The sequence below is a fragment of the Mesorhizobium neociceri genome (assembly GCF_013520985.1).
Classification (GTDB): domain Bacteria; phylum Pseudomonadota; class Alphaproteobacteria; order Rhizobiales; family Rhizobiaceae; genus Mesorhizobium; species Mesorhizobium neociceri.
Genome location: NZ_JACDTY010000001.1, coordinates 294,876 through 317,507, shown reverse-complemented (window position 1 = coordinate 317,507; position 22,632 = coordinate 294,876). Strand labels below are relative to the sequence as shown.

Genomic DNA, 22,632 nt, shown 5'->3' with positions numbered 1-22,632 from the left:
CGGCCAACAGTGCAAAGAGGGAATTGGAACTGCAACGACAATGGGAGAATGACATGAAGACTGTTCTGAAACTGGCGCTCGGCGCGCTTGTCTCGATGAGTATGCTGGCGGGCGTCGCGCATGCCGCTGGTCTGAAGGACCCGAAGGACGTCCGCATCACCTTCGTGGTGCATGGCTCGGCCTCCGACCCCTATTGGTCGGTGGTCAAGCGTGGCGTCGACGATGCGGCGGCACTGACCGGCGCCAAGGTCGAATATTACGCACCGCAAGTCTTCGACGTGGTCGAGCAGGCGCGTCTGCTCGATGCGGCCATCGCCACCAACCCGGACGGCATCGCCGTCTCCATCGCCGACGCCAATGCGCTCGGCAAATCGGTCAAGGCGGGTCTTGCCGCCAACATCCCGATGGTGGTGCTGGATTCCGGCGAGAAAGAAGGCGCCGAGCTCGGCACGACGCTCTATGTCGGCACCGTCTCCGAATATGATTCCGGCAAGAAGGCCGGCGAGCGGCTGGCCAAGGACGGCACGCTCAAGGTCGTCTGCATCAACCACGAGGTCGGCAATGTCAGCCTCGACCAGCGCTGCCAGGGTTTGAATGACGGGCTGAAGCCTTCAGGCGGCGGCACCGAAGTTCTAACCGTATCGCCCGATCCGGCCGATATCCAGCGCCGCACCGAAGCCTATCTGTCGGCGCATCCCGACACCCAGGCCGTGTTCGCGCTCGGCGCCACCGCCGCCAACCCGCTGATCCCGTTCTTCCGCCAGAAGGAACTGTTCGGCAAGATCAAGCTCTACACCTTCGACATCAGCCCCGAAGTCCTGGATTCCGTCGTTGCCGGCGAGATGGGCTTCGGCATGGACGCCCAGCAATATCTGATGGGCTATCTGCCAGTGGTCTATCTGGTCGAGCATGCCACGCACGGCTTCTGGCCGCAGAACAACGCCTATACCGGCCCGCTGTTCATCGACTCGCCCGACAAGGCCAAGGCCATCCTGGCGCTCGCCAAGGACGGCATCCGCTAGTCGAGCCAACTAAACGGATCGGGGAGCCGCCATGCGCTCCCCGATCTCGTGTCGAGATTGCGAAGTGAGCGATTGGGGAGCCTAATGGCAGCCGTGGAAGACAAGGCGATACCTTCAGAAGTGCCGGTCAAGGGCCGTTTCGGCATGACGTCGAAGCGAGCCGCCGGCACCGATGAACGGCTGGCCAGCACCGGCCGGCTGACGCAATGGCTGCGCCGGCCCGAAGCTGGTGCGGCCGGCGGCCTCATCGCCACCATCATCATCTTCGCCCTGCTGCCGGGTGCGTCGAACCTGTATTCGCTGCAGGGGTCGATGACCTTCCTGACGCTGGCCGCCGAACTCGGCATTATCGCCACGGCCGCAGCGCTCCTCATCATCGCCGGCGAATTCGATCTCTCCGTCGGCTCTATGGTCGGCTTCGCCGGCGTCGTCATCGGCCTGACGGTCAAATATTGGGGCCTGCCGCTGTGGGGTGGCATCGCCTGCGCCTTCGCGGTCGCCATCCTGACCGGCTACGTCAACGGCCTGATCGTGGTGAAGACGCGCCTACCCTCCTTCATCGTCACGCTGGCCTCGCTTTACATCCTGCGGGGCCTGTCGATCGGCATCACCCGCGCCGTCACCGGCCGCACGCAGATCCCCTATATCCTCGACGGCGCGCCCGACCCGGCCACCGCCGGCCTGTTCAACGGCCATCTGTTCACCGGCTTCTTCCACTGGATGGGCACGCAAGGCTGGATCGCCACCCGCACCGACGGCATTCCCTTCGTCGTCGGCATTCCGATGTCGATCGTCTGGTGGCTCGGCCTGACCGCTTTGGCAGGCTATGTGCTGACCCAGACCAAATACGGCAACTGGATTTTTGCCACCGGCGGCGACCTCAATGCCGCCCGCAATGTCGGCGTGCCGGTCGACCGCGTGAAGATCGCGCTGTTCATCTACACCGCTTGTGCCGCGACCTTGCTCGCCACCATCCAGGTGATGGAGGCTGGCTCCGCCGACACCACGCGCGGCCTGCTCAAGGAATTCGAGGCGATCATCGCCGCGGTCATCGGCGGCGTGCTGCTCACCGGCGGCTACGGTACCGTCTATGGCGTGCTGTTCGGCGCGCTGATCTTCGGCCTGGTGCAGATGGGCATCTTCTACACCGGCATCGACACCGACTGGTTCAAGGTCTTCCTCGGCATCGTCATTCTGATGGCTGTGCTGGTCAACAACTACATCCGCCTCAAGGCACTCGGACGCGGAGGCGGCAAATGACCAACCCGGCCCAGACCATCCAGCCGGCAATGGAACTGCGCGGCGTCTCGGTCAATTTCGGTTCGGTGCGCGCCCTGCAGGACATCGACATCAAGGTCTATCCCGGCGAGGTGCACTGCCTGCTCGGCGACAATGGCGCCGGCAAGTCGACGCTGATCAAGGTGCTGTCGGGCGTGCACCGGCCGAGCAAGGGCGAGATTTTTGTCGACGGCAGGCAGGTCGCCTTCCGCAGCCCGCGCGACGCGCAGGACCTCGGCGTCGCCACCGTGTTCCAGGACCTCGGCATGATCTCACTGATGTCGATCACTCGCAATTTCTTCCTCGGCCGCGAGCCGACCAGGAGCCGCCTGCCCTTCTCGCGCTTCGACAAGGAGCGCGCCAACACTATAGCCCGCCAGGCTATGGCCGATATCGGCATCGACGTGCGCGACCCGACGCAGGCCGTCGGCACGCTGTCGGGCGGCGAGCGCCAGTCAGTAGCGATCGCGCGCGCCGTGCATTTCGGCGCCAAAGTGCTGATCCTCGACGAGCCGACCTCGGCGCTCGGCGTGCATCAGGCGGCGATGGTGCTGAAATTCATCATCGAGGCACGTATGCGCGGGCTGGCTGTGATCTTCATCAGCCACAACATCCATCACGCCTATCCCGTCGGCGACACCTTCACGCTGCTCAACCGCGGCCGCAATCGCGGCACCTACGCCAAGTCGGAGATCTCGCGCGACGAGGTGATTTCGATCATGTCTGGCGGTGAGGATTTGAAGGCCGTGGAAGCAGAGATCGCCGGGCTTTTGGCGCAGATCGGCAATCGGCCATCGGCGGCGCCGTGACGTCTCAGACCATCAAGAGAGATAACGCATGAGCAGGATACGGGTCGGCGTCATCGGCGCCGGCATGATTTCGCAGGTCGAGCATATTCCAAACCTGTTGCGGCTCGGCGATCTGTTCGAGCTGGTCGGCGTCGCCGACCCGTCGAAAATCTCACGCCAGTTCGTCACCGACATCCATGGCATTGCCAATTTCGAAACGCCGGAGCAGCTGTTCGACCAGAAGCTCGACGCCGTCGTCATCGGTTCGCCCGACCCGCTGCATCACGAGCAGGTGCTGGCGGCTCTTGAGCGTGGCCTGCATGTCTTCTGCGAGAAGCCGCTCTGCTATTCACCGCAGGAGATCGCCGAGATCGTCGCCGCGCGCGACAAGGCCGGCAAGGTCATGCAGGTCGGCTACATGAAGCGCTTCGATCCGAGCTACCAACTGGCGCTGATATCACTGCCCGGGACGGCGAAGACGCTGCGTTCCGTCTCGGTCGAGGTCAACGATCCCGACGCGTGGCCGTTCATCGCCCACCAGCGCTATATCCGCGGCAATGATATTCCCAGGGACCTGATTGCCGCCGCTCAAGGCAAGCAAAAGCAACAGGTCGAGCGCGCCATCGGGCAGCCTTTGACCGATCTCGCTTTCCGTGGATTTACCGGCGCTTACGGCTCCGCCTTGATTCACGATGTGAATGCCGTGCACGGCCTGCTCGACGCGCTCGGCGTACCGGATGGCGAGGTCGTCGGCGCGCAGATCTTCGCTAATGGCGATGGCGGCCAGGGTGCGGTGAAGCTGCTCGACGGCCAGGCGCTGTGGACGATGACGCATCTCACCGTGCCGAAACTCGCCGACTACAAGGAACGCATCACGCTGTTCTTCGACGATGCCAGCCTCGAGCTCGAATTCCCCTCGCCCTGGCTCAACCATCATCCGACCCGGCTGACGGTGAAGACATCGGACGACCATACGCTATCGACCAGGGACCTCCGTGCCGGCTACGGCGAAGCCTTCGTCGAGGAACTGCGCGGCTTCTGGGGTGCGATCGTCAACGGCGACGAAGTGGTCAATCGCCCCGAGCACGCCGCCCGCGACCAGGCGCTGCTGATTGGCCTGACGCGACAGCATATGGCAACGTCGCCAATCGGCTGAGCGCTCGAAGGATGTGTTGAGATTCAGGTCAGGCCGGCCTCACCTGAATATCAGCACATCCTATCTGGTGTTGATGACGCCGTCGGTATTCGCGAGCAGCTTGCGCACCGCGTTGCGGGCTGCATCCGGCCGCTGCAGGCGGATGGCTTTTTCGATCGCCTCATGCAGCTGCTGTGCGTGTTGCAGATCGTCGAGTTCACGCGTCGTATAGGTGAACAGGTGGTCGAAGGCAGATTCGATCAGCACGCCGAGTGGCACCAAAAGATCATTGCCGGAGGCGCGCAGGATGGCGAGATGGAAGCGCGTGTCGGCGCGCGTGCGCTCCTGCAGGCTCGTCGCCTCGCCCATCTCGCGACAGGCCTGGCTGATCTCGGCCATCTGCTCTTCGGTGCGCCGCATGGCGGCGAAGGCGGTCGCTTCCGGTTCGATGATGTGGCGGAATTCCTGCACGGTCTTCAGGAACACTTCGCGGTCGGGCGAGGTCGCGTACCAGGCGAGCACGTCGCGATCGAGCAGGTTCCAGCGCTCCCTGGGCTCGACCCAGCTGCCGATTTTGGGGCGCGATGCCAGAAGGCTTTTGGCCATCAGCATCTTGATCGCTTCGCGCACTGCCGAACGGCTGACGTTGAAGGTTTCAGACCATTTGGCTTCGTTGGGCAGGATGGTGCCCGGCGGATAATCGCCGCGCACGATCCGCAGCCCGATTTCGCTGGCCAGCGAGGCATGCACGCTGGAGCCAGGCATCCGGGTTGCGTCAGCCCGACGAACCACTGCCGGCCTCTCGGCCGATGCCGCCTTGTCAGACTTCTTTCCCTTATTCGGCTTTCCGTCCCTCATGCGTCCACAAAGTCCGGATTTCGAAAGCTGTCAAGCAGAGGACGGGGCGCAGGCGACAAAGCCTGCGGCTGTGCACAGATCAGGTTACAACCTTGCCCCCAAAGCCCTATTTGCCAGCCCTATTTCACGTATTTGCGCCAGCTGTGCTCGGGACGGAAGCCAAGCATATCTCTCGCCTTGCGGTTGGAAAGCAGCGTTTCATATTCGCCGAGCTTCGTCTTGACCGGCACGTCTGGATAAAACCGTTTCAACAGTTCGGCCGTCGGCAGGTCGGACGAGGTGTCGTCATTGGCGGCGTTGAACACCTGGAAGCCGAGCCCATCCGTTTCGACGGCACGCAGCGTGATCTGGCCGAGATCGCGAGCATCGACGTAACTCCAGGCAATGCGCTTGCGGAAGCCCGGATCGGCGAACCATTTCGGAAACAGCAAGTACTCGTGCGGCTCGATGACGTTGCCGATGCGCAACGCGTAGATATCGGTGCCGTTGCGCTGCGCAAAGGCGCGCGCCGTGTGCTCGTTGACGACCTTGGACAGCGCATAGCTGTCCATCGGATCGACGTCGTATTCTTCGTCGAGCGGGAAATATTTAGGGTCGCGCGGCTCGTTGGCGAACACCACGCCATAGGTCGTCTCGCTGGACGCGATCACCACTTTGCGGATGCCAAGCTTCACCGCCGCCTCGATGACGTTGTAGGTGCCCATCGCATTGATGCGGAACACCTCATTGTCGGGCGTGATCATGATGCGCGGGATGGCGGCGAAATGCACCACGGCATCGACCGGCTGCGGACGCAGCGACGGGTCGAATTCGTGCAGCCCCATATAGCTCGACAGCGCGTTGAACACCTGGCCGCTGTCGGTGATGTCGGTGATCAGCGTACGCACTTTGGGATTGTCGAGCGGCTTGGTGTCGATGTTGAGCACCTGGCAGCCCTGTTCGACCAGATATTGCACGACGTGGCGCCCGGCCTTGCCGCTGCCGCCGGTGAACATGATCCGCTTCGTCATTTTCGTCTCCAGTGCCTAGGATTCCTGTGTATTGTCAGACAATATGGCGCTCCGCAACCACCCCCGCCTGCAAAACGGCGACGCCTGATATCAATCATCGCAACAGGACTTCACGACATGACCACGACTGCCGCGAGCGAAAAGATCGGTTTCATCGGCCTTGGCCTGATGGGGCACGGCATCGCCAAGAACATCGTCGACAAGGGCTATAAGCTGACTTTCCTCGGCCGCAAGAACCGCAAGCCGGCGGAGGACCTGCTGGGCCGCGGCGCCACGGAGGCAGCGACCTCGCGCGAGGTGGCTGCGGCATCCGATATCGTCTTCATCTGCGTCACCGGCTCGCGCGAGGTCGAAGCCATCATCCGTGGCCCCGGCGGCCTCAAGGAAGGCCTGAAGAAGGGCTCGGTCGTCGTCGATTGCTCGACCTCCGATCCGGTCTCGACGGTGGCGCTGGCGGCGGAACTGAAGGAGATCGGCGTCGACTTCGTCGATGCCCCGCTGAGCCGCACGCCCAAGGAAGCCTGGGAAGGCATGCTCGATGCCATGGTCGGCGCGCCCGACGCGCTCTTTGCGCGTGTAAAGCCCGTCATCGAAACCTGGGCCGGCCGCATCGTCCATATCGGCGACACCGGCGACGGCCACCGCATGAAGCTGCTCAACAACTTCATCTCGCTGGGTTACGCCGCGATCTATTCCGAGGCGCTGGCGCTGGCCGAAAAGGTCGGCATTTCGCCGCCGCGCTTCGACAGCGTCATCCGCAACGGCCGCATGGATTGCGGCTTCTACCAGACCTTCATGCGCTGGACGCTGGAAGGCGACCGCGACGCGCATAAATTCACCATTGCCAACGCCTTCAAGGACCTGACCTATCTGGAATCGATGGCGGGTGCCGCCGGCATCGCCAACCCGCTCGGCAATGCCACCAAAAACTCCTTCGCCGGCGCCCATGCCACCGGCCCGGCCGAACAGTTCGTGCCGATGCTGGCCACGCATATCGCCAAGGTGAACGGCGTCGACCTGATGCCGGTGAAGGATGGGAAAAAGCAGACGATTTAAGCGGCAGCCTTTGGAATCGGCCGATCTCCCCCCGAGTGGGGGAGATGTCCGGCAGGACAGAGGGGGGCGCGAAGGAACGCAAGCTTTCAATTTGACCTTGGCGCGCTGAGGGACGTGCGCAGGTATCACCCTGTCTGAAGGTCGGCGGGACAGCGCCCCCCTCTGCCCTGCCGGGCATCTCCCCCACAAGGGGGGAGATTAGCCTGCCCCTCACCGCCGCGCCTTGCCGATCCCTTCATCCGTATTGGCCAGCAACTTTCGCACCGCATTGCGCGCGGCCTCGGGCCGTTGCAGGCGGATGGCCTTCTCGATCGCTTCGTGCAGCTTCTGGGCGTGCTGCTGGTCGCTGACCTGTATGGTCGTGAAGACGAAGAGATGGTCGAGCGCCGATTCGATCAGCACGCCGAGCGGCACCAAAAGATCGTTGCCGGAGGCGCGCAGGATTGTGAGATGAAAGCGCGTATCGGCGCGGATACGCTGCTGCAGGCTCAGCGCCTCGCCCATTTCCCGGCAGGCCTGGCTGATCTCGGCCATCTGCTCGTCGCTGCGTCGCATCGCGGCAAAGGCGCTGGCCTCCGGTTCGATGATGTGACGGAACTCCTGCACCGTGCGCAGGAACGCCTCCCGGTCCGGCCCGGTCGCGTACCAGGCGAGCACATCGCGGTCTAGCAGGTTCCAGCGTTCCCTCGGCTCGACCCAGCTGCCGATCTTGGGCCGTGAAGCCAGCAGGCTTTTGGCCATCAGCATCTTGATCGCTTCGCGCACCGCCGAGCGGCTGACGTTGAACATCTCCGCCCATTTGGCTTCGTTGGGCAGGATGGCGCCTGGCGGATAGTCGCCGCGCACGATCCGAAGCCCGATCTCGTTGGCCAGCGAGGCGTGTACACTGAAGCCGGGGGGCCAGGCTGTATCCGGTCGTCGAACAGCGGTGGCAACCGGGCCGGCCGGCACATCTATCCTGGCGGATCGCCCTTTTGATCTGTCGTCCGGCATCGTCGGAATCGGCAATTTGTCGCTGGGAAACCGTCCGGAATTGTCCGTGCCCTTCGCCGAAAGCAAGACGCATGAGCCCGTCAAAGCCGGAGCCTGCGCCCCGACAATGTTGCCTGTCCTTGTCCTGAGGAAAATGACGGGGCGCCCCCGAAAGGACGCCCCGGTATCGCTGACTATTTCTGGATGCAGGTGTCGACCGTGTCCTTGGTGCATTCGTCGAGGCCGGTGAACACCGGATCGGCGACGGCCTTGCCTTCGACCAGGTCGATCATCACCGACGGTGCCTTGTAGCCCATTTCGAACGGCCGCTGACCGACCAGTGCGGTCACAAGACCATCCTTGGCGATCGCCACCTCGTCGCCGATCGTGTCGGCGGCGCCGATGACGAAGTCGTTGCTGGCGATGCGGTCCTTGAGCGGCCCAAACAGGTCGCGATAGGGCTGCGGCGCGCCGAACAGCGGCCAGCCGCCCATGATGCCGAAGGCGTCGAGCTTCGGGTTGGCGGCGAGGATGTCGGTCATCGCCTGCACGCCCTTGGCGCCGTCATCATTGGTGAACACCGGGCAGCCGGCGACTTCGGTCCAGCCACCTTCGCCGGCAAGTGCGGCAAGGCCTTCCTTGCCCGACAGCGCATCACGCATGCCCTGCGCGCGGCGCAGGATGTTGTCGGCCGCGGGATTGCCCTCGATGGTGCAGATCGTGCCGCCATTCGGCTTGCCCTTCTTGATGTACTCACCGATCTTGTGACCCATCAGATAGTTGTCGGTGCCGAGATAGGTCTTGCGAAGTGCTGCATCTTCCTTGCTGAGGTCGGCGTCGAGGGTCATGATCGGGATCGTTGGATTGGCGGTCTTGATCGTCTGCGCGATCAGCGGCGCGTTGGACGGTGAAATCGCCATTGCCACCGTGTCTGCCTTGCTCAGCATGTCCTGGACGATCTGCGCCTCGCCGGCCTCGTCGGAGGTCGACGCCGGGCCGGTGTAGAAGCACTCATACTCCGAGCTGGCGTTTTCCTTGTTCCATTTCTCGCAACCCTGGTGGATCGCCTCGAAGAATGGATTGTCGAGACCTTTCACCACGATGACGAGCTGCTTCTTGGCCAAAGCCGGTCCGGCGCCCAGCGCCATAGCGGCGACGGCGGCAAGCAAAACTGTTTTCCTCATGTCAGTCCTCCCTTGGAAACAGACGGACACGACGTGCCCGCCACACAAACCAACCCGGAATGCGGTGACAGAGGGTCGCTATGCGAGCGCTCTTGTCGGCAGGCCAGGTCGATAGGCATTTCATTTCGGTCAGCTGGTTCCAAAAGAGACCGGCAGCACCGATGCATTCCCGCTGATCCCACACGCAAACCGGCACGAGGTCGGCAGGCTATTCCTCCGCCTTCCAGCTAATATCGGCTTGGCATCGACGTCAATGGTATTTGTCCGACAAAACGGATTTTTAGATTCCACAGCCGATTGACGCCCGCGCAGGCATTTGCGTAAATGCAACTCAACATCGCTGTCCCGGGAGGAGCTGGGCGAGCGAGGGCCGCGGGTAGAACCGATGGCCTGAGCATGATCCCGAAAGGTGGGAACCGGTTTTCGGTAGAGATCATGCTCCAACCAACAGAGTGTTGGATCAGGATGACGTTTCAACCAACGTTATCCTGATCCAAGTCACGGGGAGGCAAGAAGGCTGGTGGCGGTTCTCGAACTCACCAACATCTCAAAACATTTCGGCGCCATCCAGGCGGTCAACGACGTCTCGTTGTCCATCGAGCCGGGACAGGTCGTAGGCCTGATGGGCGACAACGGCGCCGGCAAGTCGACGCTGGTCAAGATGATCGCCGGCAATTTCCGCCCGAGCCATGGCGACATGCGCCTGGAAGGCAAGGAACTGATCCTGCACAAGCCATCGGAAGCCCGCCAGCACGGCATCGAGATCGTCCATCAGGACCTTGCGCTGTGCAACAATCTCACTGCCGCCGCCAACGTCTATCTCGGCCGCGAATTGCGGCGCGGCGTCGGTCCGTTCCGGATCCTCGACTATGCAGCCATGTACAAGCGCGCCGGCCAGCTTTTCGCTCAGCTGAAATCTGAAACGCGGCCCCGCGACCTCGTCAAGCAGATGTCGGGCGGCCAGCGCCAGGCGGTGGCGATCGCCCGCACCATGCTGTCGCAGGCCAAGATCGTGCTGATGGACGAGCCGACGGCGGCTATTTCGGTCAGGCAGGTGGCCGAGGTGCTCAACCTGATCCGCCATCTGCGCGATCAGGGCATCGCAGTCGTGCTGATCAGCCACCGCATGCCCGACGTCTTCGACGTGGCTGATCGTGTCATCGTCATGCGGCGCGGGCGGAAGGTCGCCGACAAGCGGATCGCCTCGAGTTCGCCCGAGGAAGTCACCGGGCTGATCACTGGCGCCATAGAGCAAGTGGTATAAGCAGCATACAGTTCACCACGCCGGCGCATTTGGCCATCGGCAGGAGAGGTCGATAATGGCAGTCACCCTTGACCAGACGATCGCACAGAAACAGCACAGTTTTCTGTCGCGCATGTTCTCCAGCCAGACCTTCTGGGTGGTGATCGCCGTCATCCTCGCCTGCATTTTCCTGTCGTTTGCCACCGACGCCTTCGCCACCCAGAAAAACCTCTACAACATCACCCGCAACATCACCTTCGTCGCCATCATCGCGCTCGGCATGACCTTCGTCATCATCACCGGCGGCATCGACCTGTCGGTCGGCTCGGTGCTGTGTCTGTCGTCGATGGTGTTGGCCGTCACCATGCATGCCGGCTACTCGATCGAGGTCGGCATCCTCGCCTCGATCGCCACCGCGCTCTCGATCGGCGCCTTCAACGGCATCCTTATCGCCTATCTCGGCTTTCCACCCTTTGTGGTGACGCTCGGCATGCTGTCGATCGCGCGCAGCCTGGCCATGGTCGCTTCCAACAACACCGTGGTCTTCCAGTTCGGCCCCGACCACGACAAGCTACTGGCGCTTGGCGGTGGCGCCTGGGTGTTCGGCATCGCCAATCCCGTGCTTTACATGATCATTTTGGCGCTGATCACCGGCTTCACGCTGCGCTGGACCAAGTTCGGCCGGCACATCTTCGCCATCGGCGGCAATGAGCATGCGGCGACGCTGACCGGCGTTCCGGTGCGCCAGATCAAGGTCGCGGTCTATATGATTTCTGCGCTGGCGGCAGGCATTGCCGGCATCGTCCAGACCGGTTGGCTCGGCGCCGTCACCACCAACCTCGGCAACGGCATGGAACTGCAGGTCATCGCCGCCACCGTCATCGGCGGCGCAGACCTTGCCGGCGGCGTCGGTACCGCCTTCGGCGCGATTGTCGGTGCTGCACTCATCGAAGTCATCCGCAACAGCCTTGGCCTGCTCGGCATCAACGCCTTCTGGCAAGGCGTATTCATCGGCGGCGCCATCCTGCTCGCAGTGCTGTTCGACCGCATCCGCAACTTCAGGCGCAACGACTGACAGTTTCGGGACTGAAACCTTCCGCTGGAAATCATTGCTTTGACATCGAAATCCCTGTTCAGCCTCGACGGACGGCTGGCGCTCATCACCGGCTCCGGCCAGGGCATCGGCCTTGCGCTGGCGCGCGGCCTTGCCGAGCATGGCGCAAGCGTCGTGCTCAATGGCCGTGATGCCGGCAAGGTTGCCAATGCGGTGGCAGGTTTGCGCGATGCCGGCCTCAAGGCGCATACCTCGACCTTCGACGTGACGGATTTTCGCGCCGTCGATGCGGATGTGGCCCGCATCGAGGCCGAGATCGGGCCCATCGACATCCTGATCAACAATGCCGGCGTGCAGTTTCGCGCCCCGCTTGAGGATTTTCCCGAGGAGCAGTGGGAGCGGCTGTTCAAGACCAATGTCTCCGGCGCCTTCCATGCCGGCAAAGCCGTCGCCCGCAATATGATTGCGCGCGGCAAGGGCAAGATCATCAACATCGGCTCGGTGCAGAGCGAACTCGCCCGACCCAACATCGCACCCTATACCGCGACCAAGGGCGCGATCCGCAATCTGACCAGGGGCATGTGCACCGACTGGGCGAAATACGGCTTGCAGATCAATGCCATCGCGCCCGGCTATTTCCGCACCGAGATGAACCAGGCGCTGGTCGACAACCAAGAATTCTCCGCCTGGCTGGAAAAGCGCACGCCGGCCGGCCGCTGGGGCTATGTCGACGAACTGATCGGCGCCGCAGTGTTCCTCGCCTCCGACGCCTCGTCCTTCGTCAACGGCCACACGCTCTATGTCGATGGCGGCATGACTGCTTCGGTTTGAATGCCTCTTCCCTTCCCCCCTTGTGGGGGAAGGTGGATCGGCGCGGAGCGCCGAGACGGATGAGGGGTGTTCCAGGGAACACCAACGCCTCACTCCGCTGGAACACCCCTCATCCGGCCGAGCTTCGCTCGGCCACCTTCTCCCACAAGGGGAGAAGGGAAAACCGACGTCAGCGCTATTCGTTTCAGTACCTATCGCTCAGTCTGAAAATCCACCGCCACCGACCGCCTGCCACCCCACCAAAACCCCCGCGCCTTGACGCGAGCCCGAACTCAGCCGCACAATCCCCTCTGCGGGCGACCAGTCGTCTGCGGGAGGATATACCCATGACGGACGCGATCAGGCTCTATTGGGGCCGGTTCGGACATGTTTCTGTCCTGAATGTCGCCAGCGACTTCGTCACCCATGCGCATGTCGAGGCCCATATCATCATCTGGCTGGAAGGCACGGCCGGCGAGATGACCATCGGCCGCGAGACGGTGCGCCTGGGTCCCGGCACCGCCGCCGGCATCAATTCCTACCAGCCGCATAGCCATGTCCTGTCGCAGAATGGCAGGCCGGGCCTGTTCCTCGCCTTCTACATCGACCCGGACTGGGCGCGCCGGCGCCGTGACCTGCCTTCCTCGGCACCGCTGTTCGCGCAGGCCGCGATCACACTCGAACCCTGGCTCCACCAGGCCGCCGCCAATCTGCTCGACCATCTGAGCGACAATGAAAGCGTCGACGACATCGCCAATTACGAGATCGAGCGCTTCATCGATTCCGTGCTCGACGCAGCCGACGCCTCGGCGCCGCAAGAGGCGCGCATCCGCATCAACACCATGCAGGATTTCCGCGTCCGCAAGGCGATCCAGCTGATGAAGGCCAATGTCTGCGAACGTATTTCGTTCGATGACGTCGCCCGCAGCGTCGGCCTGTCGCGGCCGCATTTCTTCGCCCTGTTCAAGGAACAGACCAATCTGACGCCCAACGTCTACTGGAACACGCTGCGCATGGAGGAAGCCGTGCGGCAGTTGCAGTGGTCGCAGGAACCGCTGATCTCGGTCGCCTGCAATCTGGGCTTCACCACCCAGGGCAATTTCTCGCGCTTCTTCCGCGACCATGTCGGTGTGCCACCGACGCTCTACCGCGAGGCGGCGCGAGCCATGGCCTGAGCAAAGCCGCTCGTTTTTCAGACTCCTTGATAGGGCCGCAAGACCCATTGATAAGCGCAGCACCAGCCGCCGCCCTACCCTGCTGCATATCGAATTCGTAGGGGAATGATCATATGGCTGTTGTCACCATATCCAGCGTCATCGACGCACCGGTCGAAAAGGTCTGGGCGCGCATCCGCGACTTCAACGGCCTGCCGGGCTGGCACCCACGCATGGTCGAAAGCCATATCGAGGACGGCAAGAGCGCCGAAACCATTGGCTGCGTTCGCAATTTCGAGCTCGCCAGCGGTGCCCGTATCCGCGAAAAACTGCTCGACTTCTCCGATAAAAACTTCCTCGTCAGCTACTCCATCCTGGAGACGCCGCAGCCGCTGACCAATCACAAGGCGACGCTGCAATTGCGCCGCGTGACCGACGGCGATCGCACCTACGCCGAATGGAGCGCCAACTTCGACGCTGCGCCCGAAGAGGCCGACAAGATCGCCGCCGGTATGGGCGCCAATGTCTTCCAGGGCGGCTTCAACGCACTGAAGAGCCACTTTGCCGGCCAAAGCTGAACCTGGCTGAACCTAGGAGCCTGCCATGGCGCTTGCCCTCCAGACTTTTGCGACCGTAAGCGACGCCAACGCGGCGCTAAAGGCGGCCGGCACCCGCTATCTCGGCGGCGGCACGCTGGTCGTGCGCGCCGCCAATGAAGGCGATATTTCAGTCACTGGGCTGGTCCGCTCGACCGATCCGACCCTGTCCGGCATCACCGTATCCGGCGGCAAGGTCCGCATCGGCGCTTCGGTGACCATGGCGGCAATCGCCCGCCATCCGGAGCTCGGCGCCATTGCCAAAGCCGCGCGCGCTGTCGGCGGCCCGGCGATCCGCAACATGGCAACCGTCGGCGGCAATCTGTTCGCACCCGCGCCCTACGGCGATTTCGCGGTCGCGCTGCTAGCGCTCGACGCCAGCGTCGGCACCAATGATGGCGAGATGCCGATCGAGACCTTTCTTGCCGGACGCGACGGCAATCCGGCCATTGTAACCTCGGTCAGCTTCACGCTACCGAAGGCCGACAGCTTCCGCTTCCTGAAAGTCTCGCGGGTCAAGCCCAAGGGCGTCTCGGTGCTCAGCATCGCCGCTGTGCCCGAACAGGCCGGTGACGGCACTGTGTCCTCGGCGCGGATCGCGCTCGGCTGCATGGCAGACCGGCCGATGCGCGCCTGCGCGGCGGAAAAGGCGCTGATCGGCCAGAAACTTGATCCGGATGGCATCGCAGCGGCACTGGCCACGGCAGGTGAAGGCACCTCGCCCATCACCGATCCGATCGCCAGCGCCTGGTATCGCACCGAGGTCCTGCCGGTCCATCTCGGCCGGCTGCTGTTGACCTGAAATACCCCCGTTGGGGCGCGCGCGTCTGTTCGGTCATCCGGGCAGGCGCGCAAGGGAGGAAGAATGGCAAAGGTCCCGATCCAGTTCACGCTCAACGGCTCCGAGAAGGCCGAATTCGTCGAGGGCGGCACGACGCTGCTGCACGCGCTGCGCGACAAGACCGGCGACACCTCGCCGAAAGGCGGCTGCCATCAGGGCACGTGCGGCGCCTGCTCGGTCATCATCGACGGCGAGTTGCGGCTTTCCTGCCTGACACTGGCCGAGACCTGCAGCGGCACCGACATCCAAACGACATCGGGCCTCGCCGAAGCCGGCGTCCTGCATCCGCTGCAGCGCGCCTTCCTCGACGCCTTCGCCACGCAATGCGGCTTCTGCACGCCTGGGATGATCATGGCGGCCAAGGTGCTGCTCGACCATACGCCCAATCCGAGCCGCGAGGACGTGGTCGAGGCGCTGTCCGGCAACATTTGCCGCTGCACCGGCTACGAACCAATCATCCAGGCGGTGCTCACCGCTGCGCGCGCCAATTCGCAGAACGCGGCCTAAGGACCAAAAGATGGAATTGCGCAAAAACTATTTCGCCGATCAGCGTAAGGACGGTCTGCACGAGATCGGGCAGCCCAGGCCACGACTCGATTCGCCGGGCCATGTCACTGGGAAAACCGCCTATTTCGCCGACCGCAATTTTCCGGGCATGCTGCACCTGAAAATGGTGCGCAGCCCGCATCACCACGCCCGCATCCGCTCGATCGACACCTCAGAGGCGGAAAAGCATCCAGGCGTGGTGAAAATCCTCACCGCCAAGGATGTGCCGCACAATGTGTACACCATCCTGATCCTGATCCAGATCGGGCCGGAGGACGAGACGGTGCTGGCTGACGGCAAGGTGCGCTGGAAGGGCGAGGCCGTGGTGGCCGTGCTGGCCGAAACCGAGCGCGCGGCACAAGAGGCGGCGGCCAAGGTCAAGGTCGACTATGAGGTGCTGCCGGCCGTCTTCGACATGGAGGAAGCGCTGAAGCCCGGCGCGCCTCTGGTCAACGAATATCACGGCCAGAACTATTATCTCTATGACAGCGGCGAATGCCGCAAGGTACGGTTCGGCGATGTCGAGGCGGGCTTCGCCGAGGCCGACCACATCCTTGAACAAAGCTACCAGTCCTCGCCGATCGAGCATGCGCCGACCGAGACCACCGGCTGCGTGGTCATGCCCGAGGGCAATGACCGCTTCACCTGCTACACCAACACGCAGGCAATGTTCTTCACCCTCGACAACGCCTCGATCATCCTGCAGATGCCTGGCAGCAAATTGCATTTCGTCGGCGGCACGGTCGGTGGCGGCTTTGGCGGCAAGGTCGACGTCATCGTCGAGCCGATCGCCATTCTCGGCGCAAAGCTCACGGGGCGTCCAGTCTCCTTCATCTACAGCCGCGAGGAGGAGATGCAGATCTCCTCGCCACGCGCGGCCGAAAAGGTCGTCATCAAGGACGGCGTCATGAAGGACGGCCGCATCGTCGCGCGCAAAGTCACCGGCTACACCGACGCCGGCGCCTATTCGCGGCACTCGCCTTATGGCGCGCAGAAAGGTGCGGCTCACTATCCCGGCCCCTACACCATCCCCAATGTCTGGATCGACACCTATTGCGTCTACACCAACCGCACGCCCTCGTCCGCCATGCGCGGCTTCGGCGTCACCATCGGCGATTTTGCGCTCGAGGTGCAGATGGACAAGCTGGCGCGGCTGATCGGCATGGACCCGCTCGAATTCCGCTTCATCAACGCCTATCGCGACGGCGATATGAAGGCGCATCGCCAGCCGACCGAAGGCGCAGCCCTCATCGAATGCATGCAGGAGGCCTCGCGCGCCGCCAACTGGCCGGTGGCGGAAAAATACATGGCAATGTCCTCCTACAAGAAGGGAGCCTGAGATGGCGATCCGGCGCGGACGCGGCGTCGCCGCGATCAACTATCCCACAGGCATGAACCTTGGCGGCGACCCTACGCAAGCGCTGGTGCATTCGACGCCGACGGGTAATTTCATGGTGACGCTGTCGTCAGTCGATCTCGGCCAGGGCTTGAAGCAGATCATGGCGCAGATCTGCGCTGAAACCATCGGCGTTCCGACTGACCGCGTCATCATCGACACCGCCGACACCGACACCGGCCCGCACTGCATGGGCACCTTCGCCTCGCGCGGCACGCACCGCGCCGGCAATGCCGTCATCCAGGCGGCCAAGGAAGCCCGCCAGGTGATGCTGGAGGTGGCCGCCGAAGAGCTGGAGGTCAACGCCTCCGACCTCGAGACCGACGGCGAAGGCAACATCCTGGTCAAAGGCGCGCCGCAGAAGTCGATCTCGATCTTCGACGTCGCGCTGTCGGCGCATTTCAAGCGCGGCCGCTCGATATCCGGCCGCGGCATGTTCCTGATACCCCGCTCCTATCCGGAGAAGGAAACCGGCGCGATGAAGCCGTCGACCTGCTACGCCCATGCCTGCACGGTGGCCGAGGTCGAGGTCGATAACGAGACCGGCGAGGTGACGGTGCTGATGGTCAAGAACATTTTCGAGATCGGCCGCGCGCTGAACCCGAAAATGGTCGAGCAGCAACTGGTCGGCGGCTCCTGGATGGGCATCAGCCACGCGCTCTACGAAACGACCGAGCCCTACTACCCGAACCGCGACCATGGCGGCACCGACTTCAACCAGTATCTGATGCCGGGACCGGGCGACCTCGCCCAGACCGAGATCATCGTGCTGGAACGGCCTTCCGCCGATGGCCCCTATGGCGCCAAGGGACCGGGCGAAATGTGCGCCAACCCGCAGATCCCCGCCGTCGCCAATGCCGTCTTCGACGCCATCGGCGTGCGCATCGACACGCTGCCGATCACGCCGGAGCGCATTTTGCGGGCACTGAAGGCGCAAGCGGCAAACTGAGGACTGACATGCCCAAGGTGAACGCCGAGACTGTTGCGACCTCACCGGAGGCGGTGGCGCAGCAGCTCGCCGCTGCGCGCTATCTCGCCGACGACAGCCTGGCCACCGCCATCTTTCTGGCCATCCGTCTGGGCAAGCCGCTGCTGCTTGAAGGCGCACCGGGCGTTGGCAAGACCGAAGCGGCCAAGGCGATTGCCGAGCTGCTCGGACGCGATCTGGTGCGGCTGCAATGCTATGAAGGCATCGACGCCGCGCATGCACTCTACGAATGGAACTACCAGCGCCAGCTGCTCGCCATCCGCCATGCCGGCGAGCATGAGATCGACATCTATGACGACCGTTTCCTGATCGCCCGGCCGCTGCTGCAGGTGTTGCGCGCGCCCGAACAGCGCGTGCTGCTGGTCGACGAGATCGACCGCTCCGACCATGAATTCGAGGCCCTGCTTCTGGAATTCCTCTCGGATTTCCAGATCAGCATCCCCGAGCGCGGCACGATCCGCGCCGAGGCGCAGCCGATCGTCATCCTGACATCGAACCGCACCCGCGAACTCGCCGAAGCGCTGCGCCGGCGCTGCGTCTACCACTGGATCGGCTATCCCGATGCAAGGCGCGAAGCCGAGATCATCATGCTGCGCGCCGGCGATGTGGCTGAGGCAACGGCTCGCGCCGTGGCGACCGCCGTGCAGACCATCCGCGCCCGCCCACTGGCCAAGCCACCCGGCATCGCCGAAGCGGTGGAATGGGCCAATGCCGCCACCATCCTGGAAAAGGGCGGCAGCCCATGGCCGGAAGCCTTCCGCCGCGCCATCGGCGTGCTGATCAAGGACGAGGAGGACCTGTCCTATATCGCACCGGAACTTGGCCGGATCGTCGAGGAGGCGCTGGCGTGAGCCGCGACCTCAACAACACCTTCTCCCCGTTCACGGGGAGAAGGTGCCCCGAAGGGGCGGATGAGGGGCAGCGCGAACCTCCGATGTCGGCGCCGCCCCTCACCTGCCTGCCGGCATCCTCTCCCCGTAAACGGGGGGAGGAAGGCTTTCCCCGCGCCGCCGCACCGTTGCTCAGCTTCGCCCGCTTGCTGCGCCGCTACGGCTTCGCCATTGCCCCCGAGCAAGTCTCCAGCTTCATGCAGGCTGCAACCCTGCTCGGGCCGCGATCCATGGCCGACATTCGCGAGGCGGCGCTTGCAACACTTGCGCCCTCGCCCGATCGCCGCAATGAATTCGAGGTGCATTTCCGCAGCCACTTCTATGGCGATGGCCAACCCTCCGTCGAAGGCGAAGAAGACGAGGAAACCCGCATCAAGGACGACGGCGGCACGCGTGAGAAGGAGAGCGAGACCGCACGCCAGGAGAAAGGCGGCGCGTTGTCCTCCGCCCTGGAGCAATTGAGCACGCGCGACTTCCAGCGCGATGATGACAGGCTGACCGCCTTTCGCCGAAAACTCGCCTACGCCCTGCCCGCCCGCCGCTCCTTCCGCACCGTACGCACCCACTCACGCGGCAAGCTCGACCTGCGCCGCTCGCTCAGGGAAATCGTAAGCGCCGATGGCGACGTCCCCTCACCGCTGCTGCGCCGCCGCCAGACGGTGCCGCGCAAGCTGCTGATCCTGATCGATGTCTCCGGATCGATGAAGCTACACACGGCCGATTATCTCAAACTGGCGCATGCCGCTGTACAAGGCGCCGACCGTGCCGAGATCTTCACCTTCGGCACGCGGCTCACCCGCATCACCTCGGCGCTGCGGATCCGCGACCGCGACCAGGCGCTGGCGCGCGCTGCGGCCCAGGTCGACGATTGGGACGGCGGCACCCGCATGGGGCCGACCTTGCTCGCCTTCCTGTCGGTGCCACGCTTCTCCGCCTTCGCGCGCGGGGCAGCCGTCGTCATCCTGTCGGACGCGCTCGAACGTGGCGATCATGGCGCGTTGGAGACTGCGATACGCCGGCTGAGCGCCCGCGCCTTTCGGCTGTCGCTGGCGACGCCGCTGGCCGGCGATCCGCGCTTTCATCCTGAAACGGCGGCGCTGAGCGCCATCCTGCCTGAGCTCGACGATCTGATCGACGGCTCATCGTTGAAGAGCCTCTCCGATTTCATCCTGTCGCTCGCCCGCCCTGCCCCGGTGGCTTCGACAATCTGGAAAAGGGTATCGTGATGCAGAAGGCCATCGACGCGCATTTCCACATCTGGCGCCAAAAGGACCAGCCCTGGCTGGTCGGCCCGATGGTGCCGCGCATCTTCGGCCCCTACGAGCCGATCCGCCGCGACTACCCGATCACGGAGTTTCTCGAGGACCAGAAAAGCGCTGGCGTCGAGAAGGCCGTCTATGTCCAGACCAACTGGGCGAAGGAGGATTTCGAGAAGGAAGTCGCCTTCCTGCAAAAGACCGCTGACGAGACCGGCTGGCCGCATGCCATCGTCGGCTATGCCGATATGACGGTGGACGATGTCCGCCAGCAGATCGACCGGCTGATGAAATACAAACTGCTGCGCGGCGTGCGCATGCAGTTGCACTGGCACGAAACGCCAGCCTTCCGCTTCGCCGCCTCGGCCGACCAGGTTATCGACCCAAAGGTGCGCGCCAATGTCGCGCGGCTGAAGGATTACGGCCTGTCCTTCGACCTGCAGCTTTTCCCTGCCCAGATGAAGGACGGGCTGACGCTGGTCGGGGAAAACCCTGAGACCAATTTCATCCTCACCCACGCCGGCATGCTGACCGGCATGGAGCCGAAAACCGCCGAAGCCTGGAAGGCCGGCCTGCGTACGCTCTCAGCCGCGCCGAACTTCTACGCCAAGCTGTCGGGGCTGGGCACTTTCGTCCACCGCAACGACCCGGCCGTCATCGCCTACATCGTCGACAATGCGATCGACATCTTGGGCGCAGACCATTTGATGTTCGGCTCGAACTTCCCGATCGAGAAACTCTGGACCAGCCACGCCGAGCTGATCAAGGCGCATCGCGCGGCAGTGGCAAAGCACGGCGCCACGGCAGAGGCGGATATCTTCTGGAATACGGCGGAGAAGGTTTACCGGCCGGTATAGCGCGGGGCACTTCCCTTCTCCCCTTGTGGGAGAAGGTGGATCGGCGCGCAGCGCCGAGACGGATGAGGGGTGCTGGAAGAAACGATGCGAGAAAAAGATTGAGCAATTTTAAGTGCTTAGTTCTTGAACGTAGCGATCCTTCCAGCACCCCTCATCCGACCGAGCTTCGCTCGGCCACCTTCTCCCACAAGGGGAGAAGGTATAACCGCCGCGCCATGCCGGTGCGAAAAATTCAACGTCAATTCTCCAGCGCATGGCCCGAAACCTCGGAGCCGGCGTTGGGCGGCAAGACGATGAAGCGGAATGAGGCCGCCAACGCTATGAGGCCGATCACGACAAAGGCGATGCGAAAATCGACGAGATCGGGCGCCGCCTCGCTTCGGGCGATCTGCGACAGATTGACGATCGCCGCCGCCACCGCAACGCCGAACAGCATCGCCACCTGCTGCAGCATGGAAGACAGCGTCGCCGCCGAACTGCGCTGCGTCGCGTCGATGTCAGCGAAGGCCAGCGTGTTCAGCGCTGTGAACTGCATCGAACGCGACAGGCCGGCGATCAGCATCAGCGCCACGACCAGCGCCTGCGGCGTCCCGGGCGAGATCGCCGCGCAAGCCATGATCGCGGCCGAGGCGATCAGGCCGTTGACGACCATCACCGTGCGGAAACCGAAACGCCGCAGCGTCGGCGTCGTCACCGTCTTCATGCCGAGATTGCCGAGGAAATAGGCCAGGATCATCAAGCCGGCATCGACCGGCGAAAGCCCAAAGCCAACCTGGAACAGCAGCGGCAACAGGAACGGCGTGGCGTTGATCGCCACGCGGAAGATGGTGCCGGCGGCAAGCGTCGAGATAGCGAAGGTCTGCACCTTGAACGCGGAGAGATCGAGCAACGGATGCGGCGCGCGCCGGAGATGCCGCACCGCCAGCCAGCCGATGACGATGCCGGCGGCAACCAGCAGCAGCGTCGGCAAGGCGCCATCCTCGGGATGCGCGATGCGCTCCAGGCCATAGAGCAGCAGCGCTAGGCCCAGCGATGTCAGGAAAAATCCGGGCCAGTCCAGCGGCTTGGGATCGGCCTCGCGGTCACCCGGAATGAAGCGTGCGACCAGCGCCAGTCCGATCAGCCCAAGCGGGATGTTGATGAAGAAATTCCAGTGCCAGGACAGGTATGTGGTGATGAAGCCGCCGAGCACCGGCCCGACCACGGGCGCAAACAACGCCGGCCAGGTGATCAGCGCCGTGGCATTGAGCAGTTCCGACTTCGGCGCATTGCGCAAAACGAGAATGCGCCCGACCGGCGTCATCAGCGCACTGCCCAGTCCTTGCACGATGCGGGCGGCAACGAATTGGGCAAGGCTCTGCGAGAAGCCGCAGGCGAGCGACGCCAGCGTGAACAGCACGATCGCCAGCAGAAAAATGTTGCGCGCGCCAAAACGGTCGGCGAGCCATCCCGACAGCGGCACGAACACCGCCATGGTCAGCATGTAGACGGTGATGCCGATGCTCATCGCCACCGCCGGCACGCCGAAGGATTGGCCCATCTGCGGCAGCGAGGTCGAGATGATCGTCGAATCCAGCAACTGCATGAAGAACGCGATGGCGACGATCAGCGCCACGCGCCGCGCACTGCTGGCGGGATCAGTGGAGGCTTCGGTGTCGGGAACGGCAGTCATGACGAACCGCGTTGAACAGCATATGG

Annotated in this window: 22 protein-coding genes; 17 read left to right on the top strand and 5 right to left on the bottom strand. The window is 63.5% G+C overall.

Annotated features, from left to right (window positions below):
- Positions 1-53: 53 nt before the first annotated feature.
- From H0241_RS01420 to H0241_RS01405, 4 genes are all read left to right on the top strand, one after another.
- Positions 54-1,022: a rhizopine catabolism ABC transporter substrate-binding protein gene (locus H0241_RS01420; protein ID WP_181055647.1), complete on the top strand. Its 969-nt coding sequence runs from the start codon at positions 54-56 to the stop codon at positions 1,020-1,022.
- A 144-nt stretch (positions 1,023-1,166) separates the two neighbouring features.
- Positions 1,167-2,282, top strand: a complete 1,116-nt coding sequence (locus H0241_RS01415) for an ABC transporter permease (protein WP_181056143.1) — start codon at positions 1,167-1,169, stop codon at positions 2,280-2,282.
- Positions 2,279-3,109, top strand: a complete 831-nt coding sequence (locus H0241_RS01410) for an ATP-binding cassette domain-containing protein (protein ID WP_181055646.1) — start codon at positions 2,279-2,281, stop codon at positions 3,107-3,109. The genes H0241_RS01415 and H0241_RS01410 overlap by 4 nt, the downstream gene beginning before the upstream one ends.
- A 28-nt stretch (positions 3,110-3,137) precedes the next feature.
- Positions 3,138-4,244 (top strand): Gfo/Idh/MocA family protein, encoded by a 1,107-nt coding sequence (locus H0241_RS01405; RefSeq protein WP_181055645.1) that lies wholly within the window; start codon positions 3,138-3,140, stop codon positions 4,242-4,244.
- A gap of 60 nt (positions 4,245-4,304) precedes the next feature.
- Here the strand turns inward: H0241_RS01405 and H0241_RS01400 are convergent, their stop codons facing one another.
- Both H0241_RS01400 and H0241_RS01395 read right to left on the bottom strand, forming a co-directional pair.
- Entirely contained in the window at positions 4,305-5,081 is a 777-nt protein-coding gene (locus H0241_RS01400) for a FadR/GntR family transcriptional regulator (RefSeq protein WP_181055644.1), read from the bottom strand.
- A 119-nt stretch (positions 5,082-5,200) separates the two neighbouring features.
- The gene (locus tag H0241_RS01395) at positions 5,201-6,091 is read right to left on the bottom strand and encodes an NAD-dependent epimerase/dehydratase family protein (protein WP_181055643.1); all 891 of its coding nucleotides are present in this window, start codon (positions 6,089-6,091) and stop codon (positions 5,201-5,203) included.
- A 117-nt stretch (positions 6,092-6,208) separates the two neighbouring features.
- On the opposite strand from H0241_RS01395, the gene H0241_RS01390 reads away from it, so the two are divergent.
- Complete coding sequence (locus H0241_RS01390) at positions 6,209-7,147, top strand: NAD(P)-dependent oxidoreductase (protein WP_181055642.1); 939 nt, start codon at positions 6,209-6,211, stop codon at positions 7,145-7,147.
- A 210-nt stretch (positions 7,148-7,357) separates the two neighbouring features.
- Here the strand turns inward: H0241_RS01390 and H0241_RS01385 are convergent, their stop codons facing one another.
- Together H0241_RS01385 and H0241_RS01380 are read right to left on the bottom strand one after the other, a co-directional pair.
- A complete protein-coding gene (locus H0241_RS01385; protein WP_181055641.1) occupies positions 7,358-8,140 on the bottom strand; it encodes a FadR/GntR family transcriptional regulator in 783 nt (260 codons plus the stop codon).
- Between the two features lie 173 nt (positions 8,141-8,313).
- Complete coding sequence (locus tag H0241_RS01380) at positions 8,314-9,303, bottom strand: sugar-binding protein (protein ID WP_181055640.1); 990 nt, start codon at positions 9,301-9,303, stop codon at positions 8,314-8,316.
- A gap of 520 nt (positions 9,304-9,823) precedes the next feature.
- Between H0241_RS01380 and H0241_RS01375 the strand changes: the two genes are divergently transcribed.
- The 12 genes from H0241_RS01375 to H0241_RS01320 all read left to right on the top strand — a co-directional run bounded on the left by H0241_RS01375 (position 9,824) and on the right by H0241_RS01320 (position 20,934).
- Entirely contained in the window at positions 9,824-10,567 is a 744-nt protein-coding gene (locus H0241_RS01375; RefSeq protein ID WP_181055639.1) for an ATP-binding cassette domain-containing protein, read from the top strand.
- Positions 10,568-10,622: 55 nt separating this feature from the next.
- On the top strand, positions 10,623-11,621 hold the full coding sequence (locus H0241_RS01370) for an ABC transporter permease (RefSeq protein ID WP_181055638.1): 999 nt from the start codon (positions 10,623-10,625) through the stop codon (positions 11,619-11,621).
- A 39-nt stretch (positions 11,622-11,660) separates the two neighbouring features.
- Positions 11,661-12,431, top strand: coding sequence for an SDR family oxidoreductase (locus tag H0241_RS01365; protein WP_210284711.1), 771 nt, complete (start codon positions 11,661-11,663; stop codon positions 12,429-12,431).
- A 326-nt stretch (positions 12,432-12,757) separates the two neighbouring features.
- Positions 12,758-13,585, top strand: coding sequence for an AraC family transcriptional regulator (locus H0241_RS01360; protein WP_181055637.1), 828 nt, complete (start codon positions 12,758-12,760; stop codon positions 13,583-13,585).
- 113 nt (positions 13,586-13,698) lie between these two features.
- Positions 13,699-14,142 (top strand): SRPBCC family protein, encoded by a 444-nt coding sequence (locus H0241_RS01355; protein WP_181055636.1) that lies wholly within the window; start codon positions 13,699-13,701, stop codon positions 14,140-14,142.
- Between the two features lie 25 nt (positions 14,143-14,167).
- Positions 14,168-14,962, top strand: coding sequence for an FAD binding domain-containing protein (locus tag H0241_RS01350; protein ID WP_181055635.1), 795 nt, complete (start codon positions 14,168-14,170; stop codon positions 14,960-14,962).
- Between the two features lie 63 nt (positions 14,963-15,025).
- Entirely contained in the window at positions 15,026-15,508 is a 483-nt protein-coding gene (locus H0241_RS01345) for a (2Fe-2S)-binding protein (protein ID WP_181055634.1), read from the top strand.
- Positions 15,509-15,518: 10 nt separating this feature from the next.
- The gene (locus H0241_RS36095) at positions 15,519-16,886 is read left to right on the top strand and encodes a xanthine dehydrogenase family protein molybdopterin-binding subunit (protein WP_181055633.1); all 1,368 of its coding nucleotides are present in this window, start codon (positions 15,519-15,521) and stop codon (positions 16,884-16,886) included.
- 1 nt (position 16,887) lies between these two features.
- Positions 16,888-17,892, top strand: coding sequence for a xanthine dehydrogenase family protein molybdopterin-binding subunit (locus H0241_RS36090; protein WP_181055632.1), 1,005 nt, complete (start codon positions 16,888-16,890; stop codon positions 17,890-17,892).
- 8 nt (positions 17,893-17,900) lie between these two features.
- Positions 17,901-18,782: an AAA family ATPase gene (locus tag H0241_RS01330; protein ID WP_181055631.1), complete on the top strand. Its 882-nt coding sequence runs from the start codon at positions 17,901-17,903 to the stop codon at positions 18,780-18,782.
- Between the two features lie 83 nt (positions 18,783-18,865).
- Positions 18,866-20,047: a vWA domain-containing protein gene (locus tag H0241_RS01325; protein WP_181055630.1), complete on the top strand. Its 1,182-nt coding sequence runs from the start codon at positions 18,866-18,868 to the stop codon at positions 20,045-20,047.
- Positions 20,047-20,934, top strand: a complete 888-nt coding sequence (locus H0241_RS01320; RefSeq protein ID WP_181055629.1) for an amidohydrolase family protein — start codon at positions 20,047-20,049, stop codon at positions 20,932-20,934. Before H0241_RS01325 ends, H0241_RS01320 begins: the two co-directional genes overlap by 1 nt.
- A 238-nt stretch (positions 20,935-21,172) precedes the next feature.
- Here the strand turns inward: H0241_RS01320 and H0241_RS01315 are convergent, their stop codons facing one another.
- On the bottom strand, positions 21,173-22,606 hold the full coding sequence (locus H0241_RS01315; protein WP_181055628.1) for a DHA2 family efflux MFS transporter permease subunit: 1,434 nt from the start codon (positions 22,604-22,606) through the stop codon (positions 21,173-21,175).
- Positions 22,607-22,632 lie beyond the last annotated feature (26 nt).